Raw genomic sequence first — 15,028 nt, forward strand, 5'->3', positions numbered from 1 at the left:
ACAGCTGACGCCCGGCTGGCTGGCCTGCTCAACCGCACCGCGCTTGAACTCGGTGCTGAACTTCCTTCGCTTCGACATGAACACTCCTCATGGCCTTGATCGGCCTTCTCGTAAGTGTCCGTGAAAACGGGGGTGAACCCCGGCTGTCTGAGCCGGTGCAGAGTCCGAAGTTCAGTGTTCCCTTGCCTAGATCGCTAAGTACACCCGGGCCGATGGAGTTATGGCTGCCATGGTGTCCTGCCTTGACGAAGTTGAAGGGCTTTGTGCTGCTGCGCCTAATGAGTTCGGCCCTGATTGCAGCAACTTCTTCCTTGATTGCTTCGCCAGGCACATCTGGGCGCTCCAACTGGGAGTCGCCCATGAACAAGAATGAATGATCGCCGTCATCGAAGGCGATGACTGAGCTCTGCATATTCACAACAGGACCGAAAAGTCCGTCGGGTTGGAGATTCTCTCTCCAAGCGTCCATCATCTTCTGGTAGAGCCATTGTGGCTTGGTGCCGTCCGCCAGGACAGCATCGGCTTCAGCCAGGAAATCACGGCCGGCGGCCTCAAGGAAATGGGCGCACGCGGCCATGCCAGCCGAGCTGGGCCCGATAACGCTCATGCCGATGTCGCTGAAAGCGGCTTCAAGTGCGTCAAGATTGTCCTCGCCGTGAAGCACGACGCGAATTCCGTCACCGCGCAGCTTCTCGATCATCCCCCGATAACGGCGCTGCAGGCTGCTGGCATCGACTAGCGCCTCCTCAAAGGTCGCGCTGTCTACATACTGACAGTACTCCTCTCGCAGGATCGCGTATACGTGTGATCCCTCTGGACTGATGTGGGAATCGGCAGGCTCTATGTCGGGCCAAGCAAGGTCCGGCGAAGTGAGTAACGCCCAATCAGCCTTGAGTGATTGCTCTACCAGCTCGGGAAGACACCCGATGTGGTCAGCGTGCGTATGCGAAACCACCAGCAAATCTAAGTGTATTTCGCCATCAGGAACCAACCCCATGATCTCTCTGATCTGGTCAGGGATCGACTTGTGCGAGATGGAGCCGCGGATGTCCGCTCGATGTCCGCCATCAATAAGAATCCATCTGTCACCGATCTCACACAGGATGCAGTCGCCATACTGCGACCTACCGACATCCAGTAGGTGGACTTGTGAGCGTGCCATTCAATTGATCTCCCTTCCTGGGCGGCGTTACGGCGATCGACCTGTACGCCGTGCGCGTGTGCGGCCAGCAACCCGAAGATCAGACAGCTGGACTGATCGGCTCACCAAATCCTGACGAAGATCATCAAAGACGCGTGCCTCGCCCTTGATATCCTCGATGGTCAGAATCGCCGCGAACTGGATGCCGTACTCTGGTGTTTCACCTGCGGCGCGTTCCAGTGATTCGATCTGCAGTCGCCACTCAGAGGATTCTCCGACGCCGGAGGGGCTATCGAATTCGTAGACCTTGACCGGCCCCCACTTCATCTGATGTCGCCGCTGGACGGACTCAAACGCCTTGCCGTTCTGGCCCCTGAGAGCGTCAGGCAGTGCGATGGTGAACTTTCCGCCTTTGGTCTTGCCGTTGAGGTCAAGCTGGTTAAGGTGGGCATCGAGCTGAGTGCGTGCAAACTCCTCTCCGTCACGGCCATCGACCGCCGGCCGGGAGACAAGCGTCAGGCGACCACGACCGCGACACTTTCCTTGTTTCACAAGCGACTTAGGCCATGCGAATTTGAATTCCATGCGCTGGCCTTTGAGGATGGATGTCTCAAAGATCAGCGTAATGCTTGAGTCCTTTCCGGTGATGGAGGGCTCAGCCGCGAGTGGAACGCCAAATCCAATGAGGTCCTTGGCCTGATCTGAGAGTGGCGACTTCGAGTACAGGTCTGGAATCTTAGAGTGATGAATTACCAGGCCAATCATCAACTCCCGAGAGATGGTGCCCTCAATCAACTGACAGTATCGCGCCATAGTCTTGGCAACCAGTGGTGCGGCAAAGCTGGTGCCGCTAACATCCTTGAGGCTACCGCCCTCTGCAACAGACTGCAGGCCGCTAGGAGACCCAGAGCATCCTCCGAAATGGGCCAAGTCAGGCTTGAGGCCGCCAAACCGGGATGGCCCACGGCGGGAGTACGATGCTAGTGCTGCCGGCACTTTGCCAAACACCCGTGGCGGATTGATGGCCGAGACGGATATGTTGGCCAAGGAATCGGCCGGAGCGCGGATCGCTTCATCAATTGTCAGGCGCTGAGCCAGAATGCTGAGCGCTCTGACACTGTCAGCGGGCCACTCAGCACGACCGCCGCCGGCAGGAAGATTGCCCGCAGAGATGATGAATACCACATCGTGCTTCCACGCAATGCGATCCAGCCATTCCGTCTCGTAGCAGTAGTCGGACTCGGTGCTTGAGGGAACAGAGAGATTCAAGCTGAAGTTGAACACGCGCGCATTGTGTGCCTTCTTCGCAGCCATGACTGCGCCTTCCACCTTTCGGAAGAAGGTTGCGCTGTTCTCGTAGTACACGCTGAACTTGCCCCCTTGTTCGCGGGGGATGAGGCCGATGTCGACGATTGAGCAGCCATCCGGCTCGGGACACACATCTGTCCCGTTGAGCTGCTGGCCCATCACCAACAGGCCTGCAATCTCAGTGCCATGTCGACGATCAATGTCGGACGGCACCAAGAAGGGATCACCTGGCTCGACCCAGCTGTTCAGGCTGGCGCAGACGCCACCGTCGATGACTCCGACTACGGGATAACTGACGCCAGGAGTGGGCGTAGGGATCGCAGTCTGGACGGGCGATGGAGGCGGCAATGGTGGGCTCCCGGCCCCGATGCTATTGGTGATGCGTGCTGGCACATGAATCGAGCGGACAATCGGGCAGTGAGATAGCAGGTTAATAACCTTAGGAAGAGCCTCGATCCAGTTTTCAACCGATACACGGCTTGACCTCTTGCCCCACTTCACAAGCAGGACATCTTGCTGGAACGGGTTGCCGCGTCGATCTGAATCGAGCTCGGTAGTGCAACCCAGGGCCTGCAGCTCGCCTTGGAGGTGCTCCAACTCTGTGTGCTGGAGATGGTCGCCCTCTCGGCCTTGGAAGCGGAACAGCCGCACGACCAAGCTCAAGGGGGTTCCGTCGCCACGGAACCAGCGAGACATTTCTTTCAGCGGGAGCGAAAGCCGTCGCTCTGAATCCCAGAGCACAACGTTCTCAACAACGCCGACATCGCAGCGTAGCTGGCTCGGGTTGGGAACTTCGATTGTGCGATTCGTCTTTCGGTCGAGTGTTTGCTTCATTGGCACAGTGTCATCAGCTTCGCCGATGCGTGATGCCAGTGAGCGCAGGGTTGTGGGTGTGACTTGAATCAGTACCTCTGCCTGTCTGGCTGTACCCATAGAGGGGAGCTGGCCAGGATCAAAAAGCTGTTTTGGCCTGTTGCTCTTGGCTAGAGCAACGGGCTTCAGTTCGACAGCAGCGACTGCAATTGAAGAACGCTCAAAGGCGCCCTTAGAGGCGGCCAAGCTTCGCACCTGGCGAACGAGGCGATCTCTGTGTTCCTGGAAGTCATCGTCCTTACCCGCAAAGATGTCCTTCTTGGACCCTCCCGCGGGCTTTCTGAATTCCTTTACATAACTACCCGCGTCCAAAACTACCTGTACTGGCGCAGCCATTTCCTTCCCCCTGTTCCGTCAGCCGTCCAACCACCTCTTCATGGTGCTTCGGGACTTGCCGAAGATCACAGAGAGGGACTGTATGTCTCCATCCGCATCAGGGGCTGCAACCAGTGCTCTGGCCGCCTGAGCGTCCGTCATGGACAAAATCCGCTTCTGTTCCATGCCGATTCGGTCATTGTGCATATCGGCAGCGATTCTGCAAAGTTCAACTAAGGTCAAATGTTCGGCAATGACAACCTTTAGTCGTTTGTACGAATCGACGAAAGACTGAATGTCTGCTCCGGACATATCGGCAGTTACCCACGCCAAAAAGCGTTCTTCTGGGGCAGGCAGATCGAAGGGGGGCAGGTAACGCTTCAGGATCGCAGTTCGACCTTCCAGAGACGGTTTAGGCATCCGGATCTGGATCTGGAACCTGCGCCATACCGCCGGATCGAGGAGTTGTTCATGGTTGGTGATGCCAATGGTCACGCCGATCTCCCGCCTCAGATCGAGCCGCTGGAGAATAGTATTGACTACGCGTTTGATTTCACCCATTTCATGTGGATCATCGCGCAGCTTGGCAACGGCATCGAACTCGTCAAGGAGAAGAACGCACTGGTAGCGTTCTGCAAAATCAAAGAGATTGCCGATGTTGCGAGAGGTAGTTCCTAGGAACGAGGAGATCATCCCATCGAGTCGGGCAAGCACGACGGGCATTCCCAGTTGCTGTGCAATCCACAGTGCCAGATGGGTCTTGCCCGTGCCGGGCTCCCCGTAAATCAGCGCACTTCGAGTCGGCGAAACACCCACCTCCAACAGGGCGTCGGACAACTGCCATTCTTTTACAAAGTTATCCGCTAGAAGCTGAAGCTCTTTGGTAAGCACCGGCCCAGAGGTGGGTAGGTCCTCTGGCCATATGATGTCTGCCAAGGGCGCGGAGGTTTCCTTGTCCAGCGGAGGTCTTACTGCCTTTCCGAGGATTTCGCCCTGGAGATTAGCGCGGGAGCGGACCAAGCGGCGCGGACTGAACGAGACGCCTTTTGCAGCATGGTCAAAGAGCTTCTGCAGATCGCCCGCCTTGTCTGTCTCGCCGGCTTGCGTGAAGAAGTCGAGGAGGCGGCGGACCTGGTGCTTCGGTATCTCTTCCCCTGTCTGGACGGCAGCTCGGCAGACATCTAGCACGTGCTCAAATTGTTCATCAAGGACGCGTTTATTGTTCTTCGCGGCCATAGTCCTTCCTCCATCAATTGGGCGATTTTGATCTATTTGTGGTTGATTTGCCACAGTTGATGATCGTAAATGATCGATCTCTGGTCGAAAGTTGGATGTTCGCGGTCGAATCTGGGTTGCCGCTATGATCGCCCGCTTCCGTTTCACTGGATGAGATCGCGCCCAGCCATCGTTCCTTTTTTCTAAAAATCCATAAAAAACAGATAGATGCGATCCTGGGGCGACTGCGATGGGGCGAGGTCCGAGGGAGAGGACGTCACGCCCAGCGTCGGTGCCGGTCCTTGGCGTCAGATGTCGTCGGCCACTTCTAATGGCCCTGGGGCGGGTGGGAGCTCGACCGTTGAGCGTTAGCCGGGCGAGTCAGCGGTCGGCACGTAAGGCGGCACACCGATATGTGGACCTTGGCGCTGGAGCGCCAGAAGCCGTCAAGCATCTCGGATGCTGGCTCTGAGGGCTTCTTGGGAGTAAGCCGGTGCGCCGCCTGTGTCTGCCTCGAGTCGCAGGTGGTCATACGACTCAAGGCGGAGACCGGACCCTGCAATACTCTCGGTCCAGTGATATGGCAGAAGAAACGTGAAGGTAACTGCGTACTTAAACGCAAGCGTATGCTCAAACGTAGCAACTCGCGCTAACCACGGAGATGAGCGTTGACAGAGACTGGCGGGCCAACTACACAGGCGGGTATTCGCTACCAAGATCGGGTCGCCGCTCTTTACTTGGGCCGGATGCTGGATCCGCGAAAGCGTCCCAGCCGGGATAGACCGGTGGAGGTGTGCGTAGAGACCACCGAGGCGGTAGATGACCTTTTCGTTCGCTTTGACGACGGCTCGCGGAACTTCTTCCAGATCAAGCTAGCCCTGCAACAACGCGGTGAGGCTTGGGAAGCGCTGTGGCGAGCGCTACATCGGCAATTGATTACGGCTCTGCTCCAGGATGACCGGCTTGCGATCGTCATAGGTGATCCTTCGGCCCTCGCATCCCAATTGAGGGAAATCGTTGCACGGACCGATGGCGCTACCCCAGAGCAATGGCTTAAGCGATTGACCGCACGACAGCGATCTATCGCGTCGTCTATAGCTCGAGTGCTTTCCTCACCTATGGCCGAGGTCTATCGACTGTTCAGTTTCCTAGACGTGTATGTGTGGCCTGCGGTGGAGCTTGAACGAGACTACGCGCCCCTATGGATGCCACCTGGGAGTGTGTCAGCTGCGCAATTGCTGGATGTGCTCGCAGGCATGGCTTGGGCTGGCGCGGAGACGCGTCATCGATTCGACGGTGCATCACTACGCGATCGGCTGCGGATTGAGTGGGGAGTTTCCATTTCGGACACGCCCACGTGGGGGCTGGCGCGATATCGCGCTGCGATGGCGGCACTGGCTGCTATCGAAGTGCCTGGAACGGACTTTCGTCAGGGTTCTATGCCGGAGTTTCTGTGGCCGCGCTGCCAAAGGTACGACCGTGATCGGCAGCCGGACTTTGATGATGATCTGCCTGGTTGGCGCGAGCTGAGTGCAAGTGAGGAATTTGACCTGAGAGACTTCCCAAGTGCGGGCTTTTCCGCTGCCGTGCTTGTGGCCGGGCCGGGCTATGGAAAGTCGACAGTGGTCAACGCGATCGCCCGCAAGTCTGCGCTGACAGGCCTAGTCCCCGCGGTGATCTCGGTGACAAAACTATCCGATGTAGACTGTTCTATTGGTGAGTTCCTTGAGCGGGTAATCAACCCTGCGTTCGATGTTCAGATCGACTGGAGAGCGGCAGCGGCCACCGGTGCGCTGGTGCTACTGGTCGATGGCTTGGACGAGATATCTAGTGACAGACGCGCCGTGGTTCTAGAGCGTTTCAAGATCTACCGTGCCGCACACCCGAGCGTGCAATGGCTTATGACTGTACGTGATGCCGGGGCGTTGGCACCACCAGAAGGTGCATTAATGCTGGAGCTTGCGCCGCTGCGTGACGTGGACGTTCAGTCTTATGTGGACTTCTACAGGCCGGGAGAGCCCGGGCTAGGCGCTGCTCTCTTGGCACGCATTGCTGCTCGACCTGATTTGGCGCAGTTGGCGAGGATTCCGATCTTCTTGTCGCTCATGCTCGTCTTGCGACTAGAAGGTGTCGACCTTCGGCGAAGTGAGTTGCTAGAGACATATATAGAGACACTATTTCGTCCCGCTGTCTTCAAGAGCGTTGAGCGAGAATCGATCGACGTCCCTACGCTTAGGCGCGTCGCGGAGATGGCCGCGTTTGAAGCTCTGGAGGGCGATGCTATCGGAGTTGCGAATTCGGTGTTCGAGCGGAGCGTGATTAGGGTCGCTCCATCTACGTCCATTGACGAGGTGCGTGAAGCACTCATTCGTCGCGGCGTACTGAGGAGGACAGGCATGGTGCGGCTGTCATTTCCGTTTCCAATCGTGCAGGAGTACCTAGCCTCGGCCGAGCTGCTCAAGCAATCTGCTAGTGGGATCGTCCAGCGATTGGTACTGATCTGCAAGCGCCCTTGGGCACAAGCTATCCAATTCGTGCTCGAGCGGCATCCGAACGCCGAACCGCTTGTCGCTCAGCTGCTAACCGCTGCCGATGATGCGTTTCACACCAGCCTACGCCTCCTCGGTCGGTGCCTGGCAAATGGCATGCGCGTTCCCCAGTTCCAACGTGAGGAGATTGGAAATCGGTTGTCAGCTATCTGGGGCACAGCGTCTTGGCGTTCCAATAGGCTGATCAACAGCATCATCATTGATGCCTTTTCCAAGCCGTTGCATGCGGCGGTCCGAGCCAGACTGGGCGAGCGCCAGTTGATCCATGACGGGGCCGGCACAATTGTTGCCTTGAATCGCGACACAGACCTGACACTGTCGGTGCTACGGGAACTGCTCGCGGGCGATCTGGACCATTTCTTCAGCACAGCCGATATGCAAGGCGAGATCGATCGTTTGGGAACTCAAGCTTTTGAGCTGTATTTAGCTCGATGCAGGAGGGACGGTCTGGGTAAGCACGACGCGGACGCGATCAGCTGCCTGATCGGACACATGAATGGCGATTGCATAGATAGCGAGGTGGCGCATACTGCGGCGAATGACGCGGAATTGCCCACTCAAGTCAGGCTTGTGGCCTGGAGCAAGTCCAAGCGAAAGCTGAGCGCAGCGATGGAGCATTTGATCATCGATGCTGCACGGGCGGACGATTATTGCCTCAATTCAGCCGCTGCTCATGCGTTGTCATCGCCGGCTGTGGCTGCTTCGGACGTTGTCCGCCTGCTCGTGCCCGGGGTCATCGGTGCATCCAAGATCGCGACAATCCTCAGTTATGTCATTGGCAATTGGCGCAAAGATCACCGTCTGGAGCGAACCCTAGAGCTCCTCGGAGAGCCCGAGTTGCGCGGTCTTCCGCGCGATGTCGCGTTGCTTTACTCAATAGAGGGGGGAGAGCCAGCTATCTTCGATGATCTCATTAGCCGGATGGGAGAGCTGAGCGCGGAACTGGTGGGGGCAGCAGTAATGCAGCTTGGCCACAGGCCAGAGAGGACGGTTGTAGAACGTGTTCTCGCTGCTATCTCGGCACGTACCTGGTCAGCGACTGAGCGCGTAGCCTTGGCCGGTGCGTTCGCGACTGGACTTAATTATCGTATGAAGATGATTGGCTTGCGCTCCGGAAGTCTAGAGCCCATTCCCTTCCATCCGGGCCGTAACGCTCCTCATAGACTGCTGAGGACATGGCTGGAGCTTAACGATTACGGCGCCGTGGATCGCCTGTGCATGATTCTTGACGGAGTGCGTCTCGGGATGACCGGCGTGCACTCTGAACTTCGTTCCGCATTGGAGGCCGCACTGGCCGTTGGTATTGGTGACAACCTCAATGGCTCGTCCATCGCAGGTCAGGCGATCAGAATCCTCCGCGCGCATGGAGATGGGTTTGGGGGCGATGAACTGGAGCAACTGGCGAAGAAGAGCGCGTACAACCTGGCAATCGCCGCTGTGGCATTGATCGCCGAGCGTGGCACCCATGAGGACGCGAATAGGCTAGCCAGGATGCACTCGGAGGTTGATGCGGACCTGCAATTGGAGATCCTAAGCCATCTAGAGCCACTGGCCAGCCGACTGGCCCTTCGTATCACGAGAAAGGGAAGCCATCTCTTGGTTGAACTAGCGTGAAGGCGGATGAAATATCGCTTCCGGTCGAAAGCGGATCTGATCCGTTGCAGCTTCGGAGTCTGTTCGCCGCGACGCATGGGGCAGTCCGACGATATGCACGCGGAGCACTTATCAACTAAGTCTGGGCAAGCCCCCTTAGCAGGAGGCCGCCCTTGACTGAACCTGTTAGGTCTGACTGCGGCGCATTTCGATATCCGCGAATAGCTGAGCGGCCTCCTCTTCGGCGCGCCTTCTGTCCTCAGCTGCAAGTGGGATCAATTCGATTCCGTTGTCGCCTCCAACAAACGCAGGCCCACCGATATCGTCGTCGTACGGTGCACCATTCTCACAGATCGCTTCATATCGATGCTGGCTTAGGTCTCGACCCAGCAGGCGCGAGAGATACATCCAGACCCAAGCACGGGACAGCGGCTCGCTGCGGTCTTCGATAAGCGTACGCATGGCAAGCATATCTCCCTCGCGCGCCAGCACCGCTAGCCATTGATTGCCCAGCTCGGATCGACCATTCGCATCGGCCAAGTTGGCCATGTGGTACGGGTCCACTTCATTCGACGGGTCAAGCTCGAGCGCCCCGGGATCTCCGTAGCGCTCGGCCGTGAGCAGCAGCGCACGTCTATCTTTGCCCCGTGCCGCCTCAAGGAGGTGGTACCGATGTTTAGCGACTACCCGAATGAAGCTATCTGCGCCCCCGGCGATCTCCGCGAAGCCCACAGGCTCGGTCGACCACTGACCACGCTGGTGTAGTTCCCGACCAAAGCGGTGGTCGTCGTCATCTGACAGGCTTGCATACGGTTCGAGCAAGTGCGCTGCCGCTAGGTGCGCGGCCGCTATGCCTCTTGCAGCCGCTGCCTCCAAGCCCTCGAGCAGCACGGGGAACCTCTCAAGCAGCGCATCAATCCCTCGCTCAGCGCTGCCGATCAGCTCAGTTGAAAGCCACCCGGCGACACTATCCGATCCTGCCTCATCAGTGTCCATCCACGGGTCTTCTTCGTCGGTCAGTGCCGCAATCAGCTCTTCAAAGCGCGCCGGCGCGTAGCCAAATGAGCTCAGGAAGGTGGCCACGCCCTGGGCCGCGCGCTCCCCTTCCGCAGGCGACATCCCAAAGCGCAGACATCGCTGGATGAGCCTGCGCTTATCCGGCTTTACGCCGGTATCGCCCCAAGCCACATCGCACCACACGGCCTGGTGAAGGAATGCGGCATGGGCGGAGAATCCGGCGGCCGCAGCCAGCAGTTCATGGACTTGGCTCCGGGTAAGTGACGCGAAGCCCTGCGTCCGAAGGTACGCATGGGCGCGAAACGCATATTGCTTGATAGTCATGACTCGTCCTCGACGGCCAAGCAGATCCGGGGTAGACGCACACGTTTAACTCCCCGGCAGCTGGCCAGAAGAAGAGTCGATCGGGGATACGACCTGTTTTTGCTCGTGTGCAAGCAAGGCGGGCGCCGCGGCTAGTGTATGCCTTCCGCTGCGAGCATTCCATGGGGCAGGGGGCGCTAGAACTGCATACGGAAGTCTCTTGAACCGTCATCTTTGCTGCGGATCGCCTAGCACGGCGTGCCAGCCAAGCCTGATTCTGAGCCAAAGAAGGGAGGGCTCCGGAATCAGCTGCACAGCTCAACCGAGTCCGTTCAGCCTTTCCACACCGGATGGGGCGTGACGCCATCGGCCACGGCGGGCACCGTAACACTTAACCCTAATCCTATGCCCATTCCCCGGGAGGTTGCCGAGTTTGTGCGCGCCGAACGAGGGCGGTGCCGTGAACCTCGAGAGGACACGCCAAGAGCAGACCGGCCGCGGCATCTACCTCGTGGTAGGCTAAATCTTCCGTCGTGGTCGCTGCGTTGGAGATACCTATGCGAGATGCCGTAGGATTGGATATATACCTGCAGCTAGCAGGTCACGAACGTGTCCCGGACCGCGATGACCAGTTGCTCGCGCGCCTAGCCCAACTAGCCCGTCAAATAGCGCCTGATGACCAAGTCGATCAGTTTGGCAGTGGTGATATCGAAAATTCCCTGCATGCAATCGTGCAATCGCCAGCTCTGTTCCCGGTCGCCATAGCGCGTTGGCTGACGAATGATGGCGATATTCCGTTGGGCAAGGCGCTCTTGCATAAGGCTAATGTCTCTCACCTCGCCCAGCGTTTCCCGCAATCTTATGACTTAGCTAGAGTGCCGGAGTCGGACGCGATCACGACGGCCCGACGCTTGTGCGCTCTGGCCGCGACCCCTGCCATCTCCCTTGGTTGGGTGTTGAGCATGGCGCGCGAATTTTCAGGCTCATATGAAGTGCGCACCCAGACATCGGAGTTGCTCGGTTACCACATCGATCAGTTGTTAGTCAGCACAGTCGAGCTTCTAGCCTCGCCGGAGTCGAGCTTCCAGGGGCTGGATGCCTCCATAGAAGCGCTTCGGCGGGCACGTGAGGCGAGACAGACGCTCGATGGCCTGCCGCAGCTCCGGGAATTGGACATGACGGCTGATATGCGCCTCCTGTACTCTTCACTGAAGCGCAGCGAGCACCGTGAGATCCACCGTCGAGCGGAAGAGGCATCCGTGTTTCATGGCCTGCTTCATCAAGTAAGGCTCAAGTACGCGATCCGCCCCGTGATCGAAGTCCGAAGTGAGGCGGGTACGCAGGAGATGGTTGTTCCGATGTCCTCGCACGAGCTCTCGGTCGAGCTGCCGCTTTCGGAGCACACCGACCCGGTACTCGGACGCATGCGCCGTAATGGTCTCTGGGGGAGCAGTCGGACGTGAGCTTACAACTCGTTCTCCAGAACTATATCGGAAGTCTAAAAGAGCGAAACGAGCTTGATGCCTTGTTGCCGGAGCTGCTAATCGCGATGGGACACTCCGTTCTCAGTCGTCCGCAGACCGGCGTTCCGCAGGCGGGCGTTGATATCCTGTCGAGCTACACCGATTCCGACGGAAATGAGCAGCTCTATCTCTTCATTATCAAGTTCGGTGATATCCGTCGAGAGGATCTCTTCACAGGGCAGCAGGCAATTCAGCCTTCCGCGCGCGAGGCGTGTACTGATTTCGCGCGTAACCGCCTGACCGAGGCGCAGCGGTCACTGCTCAAGAACGTCGTGGTGGTATCCAGTGGCGTTGTAAAACAGGAGGCAGCCACCGGTTTTGCGGGTCTGGCCGACGAGGTCAATGCGCGATCGGGATTCACGTTCGACTTTTGGGGCATCGACCAGCTCACCCCCCTGATCGAGAAACATATTTTCGACGAGACCTTGCTCTTGGGTCATGGCAAATCCGAGCTTCGCGCGGCGTTGGCTGGGCTAGGGGACTCGCAGGCGTCAGTTCGACGCTTCGAGCACTTCGTGGAGAAGGTGTTGACCATGCCTGGAAGCGAGCACGGCGATAGCCCGGCGACGAAGCGGCGCAAGTTCTTGCGTCGGTGTGCAGCGGCGGCGATGGGTCACGGGGTGCTGGTGGTCTGGGGTGGAACCGAAAACAATCTTAAGCCTGCGGTTGTGGGGGGCGAGTACTTGGCGCTTCGCATGTGGTCTGGTGCAGTCCACTTGGGACTGATAGAAGACGCTGAGTTCCAGCGACGTCTCAATGCGACGTTGATGCTTCATGTTCATACTCTAATGGACTACTTCCATAAGAGCGCCCCGGTGCTGAAAAGCCCACGGGCGCTCGTACGCCATAGGCCAAATCCGGTCTTCTATGCGGACGTGGTGTTCGAAGAACTGGGGCGACTCGCGACGCTTCTTCTTCTTCTCCAGCGGATGGAGGGAGTGGAAGAGCAACGCCGTGTGGCGCTTCAGGACATCGTTGCTATCGTCAACGCCAATTCCATCGTCGTTAGGCCGTTGCTGGACGGGCAGGGCATCGATCTGAGTCTTATATTCGTTGCGTTGCTAAGGGAAGGCGCCGAGGGCGCAGCAGGGGCAATCCTGCAAGGGGTGATCCAGCAGTTGCGCCTTGCAGTGATAAGTAATGAACGCCTTCCCGTCGACACGGACCTGCTTGAGGATGCAATCGCGGTGCATTTCACCGGCGAGGCGTCCGACCGTGATTTTTTCAAAACAACGACGCTTGTTCCGATGTTGGCGACCGTCGCTTCGGTGATTCAGAACGAAACAGGCTTGGCCGTCTTGCGCGATCTTGTCCCTCGTCTATCGGGGGTGACGCTCGAGCGCTGGTATTCCACCCAGGGCATCGAGACGTTGACCGGATCTGATCATGGGCTGGATGCGATCAGCGTCTCGCGAGTTCTAGCGGGCTTCGAAGGTAACACCGCTGCGGAGCTTGAGGCATCTCTACGCCTTCCAAACGGTGCCGCTGACCCGTCGCGACTGAGCTGGCATGCTGAGCCTTGGTCGGTCCTCGCAGCGCTGTCGGCTCGCCTGCATCGCCACCCACTACCAACGTGGTACATCGCCCATTGTCGTGAAAGCGATCATGTGGACGAAGTTGGTCGCTAGGTTTGTGGCTGCCATGTCCAGCAATCTGCCCGGGGCAGTCGGCGCGAAATTCCATTGGTTGTGGAGACGACGGATCTTCTATCGCCGCGCTGATTATCTCTTGCGCGGTGCGGGCTCGGGACTAGGGAAGGGGACTGACCGGAGAACTATCCTCGATGTCAAAGTCCGCTCTTGACTGAACTACTTAAGAACGCCTAACAATGCACTTGGACAGGGCTTAAATTGTTGGCTCAAGTCATCGCGGAACTTCATTTGGGAGGGGGTATGTCAACAACGCGCTTAGGTACCGATGGAAAGCGGATCACTATTCCAGCAGGATGGACGTCCCGTGAAGGGAGTGATGGGCACGTTGTGCCTATTCGGCCAGGCGCTACGTCACGCCAGGGCAGTGATGGAAGAGTTGTAGAAGTCCAGGCGGGCTGGACATCTCGGCAAGGGACGGATGGTAGGGTCGTTGCTATTCCTCCGGGAGCTACCAGCCGACAAGGCTCAGATGGGCGAGTGGTGGTAATCCCGCCCGGCGCGACATCCCGTCAGGGCACAGACGGCCGCGTAGTGGCGATCCCCGCTGGCTACACTTCGCGCGAGGGGGCGGATGGACGAGTCATAGCGGTTCCGCCAGGTCGCACGACGACGATGTCTTCCACCGGCAGGCTCAAGCTCGTACCAAAGCGATAGATCTAAAGACATACTCTTCGGGAAATGACCTGGCGAGATATTGGCTTGATAACGGCAATGAATTGGTCAATGTACGGAAGGGGGAGCGAATTTATTGATTCCTCTCTCTATTTGTAAGCAGATTCTACAAATTCACCAGACAAGAGGTCGACTATGGGATCGTTGTTGGACGCAATCAAAGATGCTATCGAAGTGGAAGTCCGCGCTGGGAAATGGAACGGGGTCGCGATTGAAGGTGGTGAAGGCACGCTGATCAATATTGACATCATTGAGTCTGAGTTCGACCTAGAAGACTCGGATCCAGAGAATGATCGTTATGTCGTAAAGGCGAAGGGTGATGGCACCGTTTTCAGCATCGATGGCAATAGCGGTGAGGAGGAGGAGGAGGAAATTGCGGACGTATTGGTCACCGCTACTGTCCATGTGTCTGTCGGACCGGTGAAGGGCGGCGTACGCGAGATTGAGATGACCGTTCAGTCTATAGGTGTTGCTCTCGAGGATTGACATCCGGTCATGGCGGGAGGAGGGAGGCCGTGTTGGCCTCCCTTTGTGCAGTTGGAAGATCGATTCTTAGCTCGCAATGAGTGGGGCAGGCGAGGTCGCAGTGGCGCTTCACAGGCAGGCGATCGCGATGCCGAATACCACGGCAATCTGGCCGAACAGCACGTTTGTCCCTTGCATTGTCTGCCTCCGAGTCACGTCACGGGGGAGTGCCGTAACGACGAGGTTCAAGGTGTTTGCGAGGGCTGGTTAAAAGCCGTTATGGCGGCAATATCGGTCCAAAAAAAGACTTAGTCTCTTGCTGTAGCGAGGCAAATATAAATTGCAGGTGCCGGAGTTCCATTCTCGCTCCCTTGCTTCATCAGTCCGTAGTGGTCATGTCTA

At 57.9% G+C, this 15,028-nt stretch carries 8 protein-coding genes and 1 pseudogene; 4 read left to right on the plus strand and 5 right to left on the minus strand.

The annotated features are described in order from the left end of the window. From AC5P99_RS19820 to AC5P99_RS19835, 4 genes and pseudogenes are all read right to left on the minus strand, one after another. Positions 1-78, minus strand: a 78-nt coding sequence (locus tag AC5P99_RS19820; protein WP_495213335.1) for a transposase, incomplete at its 3' end; no start/stop codon positions are given. An 832-nt stretch (positions 79-910) separates the two neighbouring features. Continuing rightward, positions 911-1,162 (minus strand): annotated as a pseudogene (locus AC5P99_RS19825) (MBL fold metallo-hydrolase); the annotation flags it as partial. Positions 1,163-1,189: 27 nt separating this feature from the next. Beyond that, complete coding sequence (locus AC5P99_RS19830; protein ID WP_495213473.1) at positions 1,190-3,658, minus strand: S8 family peptidase; 2,469 nt, start codon at positions 3,656-3,658, stop codon at positions 1,190-1,192. Positions 3,659-3,676: 18 nt separating this feature from the next. Further along, positions 3,677-4,873, minus strand: a complete 1,197-nt coding sequence (locus tag AC5P99_RS19835; protein ID WP_495213474.1) for an AAA family ATPase — start codon at positions 4,871-4,873, stop codon at positions 3,677-3,679. Positions 4,874-5,520: 647 nt separating this feature from the next. On the opposite strand from AC5P99_RS19835, the gene AC5P99_RS19840 reads away from it, so the two are divergent. Then, a complete protein-coding gene (locus tag AC5P99_RS19840) occupies positions 5,521-9,015 on the plus strand; it encodes an NACHT domain-containing protein (protein ID WP_187576277.1) in 3,495 nt (1,164 codons plus the stop codon). 165 nt (positions 9,016-9,180) lie between these two features. On the opposite strand, the gene AC5P99_RS19845 is transcribed toward AC5P99_RS19840, so the two are convergent. Then, the gene (locus tag AC5P99_RS19845) at positions 9,181-10,335 is read right to left on the minus strand and encodes a hypothetical protein (RefSeq protein ID WP_495213475.1); all 1,155 of its coding nucleotides are present in this window, start codon (positions 10,333-10,335) and stop codon (positions 9,181-9,183) included. A gap of 536 nt (positions 10,336-10,871) precedes the next feature. On the opposite strand from AC5P99_RS19845, the gene AC5P99_RS19850 reads away from it, so the two are divergent. The 3 genes from AC5P99_RS19850 to AC5P99_RS19860 all read left to right on the plus strand — a co-directional run bounded on the left by AC5P99_RS19850 (position 10,872) and on the right by AC5P99_RS19860 (position 14,647). After that, complete coding sequence (locus AC5P99_RS19850) at positions 10,872-11,777, plus strand: hypothetical protein (protein WP_032967042.1); 906 nt, start codon at positions 10,872-10,874, stop codon at positions 11,775-11,777. Further along, positions 11,774-13,465 carry a hypothetical protein gene (locus AC5P99_RS19855; RefSeq protein WP_005414740.1) on the plus strand — a complete coding sequence of 564 codons (1,692 nt, stop codon included), beginning with the start codon at positions 11,774-11,776 and terminating at the stop codon, positions 13,463-13,465. Before AC5P99_RS19850 ends, AC5P99_RS19855 begins: the two co-directional genes overlap by 4 nt. An 831-nt stretch (positions 13,466-14,296) precedes the next feature. After that, positions 14,297-14,647: a hypothetical protein gene (locus AC5P99_RS19860; RefSeq protein WP_495213476.1), complete on the plus strand. Its 351-nt coding sequence runs from the start codon at positions 14,297-14,299 to the stop codon at positions 14,645-14,647. The last annotated feature ends 381 nt before the right edge of the window (positions 14,648-15,028 follow it).

The sequence above is a fragment of the Stenotrophomonas sp. YJH_SMC_80 genome, from assembly GCF_059372495.1.

What these genes read in the sequence shown, in the direction of transcription:
- AC5P99_RS19860 (WP_495213476.1), top strand. Translation starts at nt 14,297, where the DNA reads ATGGGATCGTTGTTGGACGCAATCAAAGATGCTATCGAAGTGGAAGTC.
- AC5P99_RS19835 (WP_495213474.1), bottom strand. Translation starts at nt 4,873, where the DNA reads ATGGCCGCGAAGAACAATAAACGCGTCCTTGATGAACAATTTGAGCAC.
- AC5P99_RS19850 (WP_032967042.1), top strand. Translation starts at nt 10,872, where the DNA reads ATGCGAGATGCCGTAGGATTGGATATATACCTGCAGCTAGCAGGTCAC.
- AC5P99_RS19845 (WP_495213475.1), bottom strand. Translation starts at nt 10,335, where the DNA reads ATGACTATCAAGCAATATGCGTTTCGCGCCCATGCGTACCTTCGGACG.
- AC5P99_RS19830 (WP_495213473.1), bottom strand. Translation starts at nt 3,658, where the DNA reads ATGGCTGCGCCAGTACAGGTAGTTTTGGACGCGGGTAGTTATGTAAAG.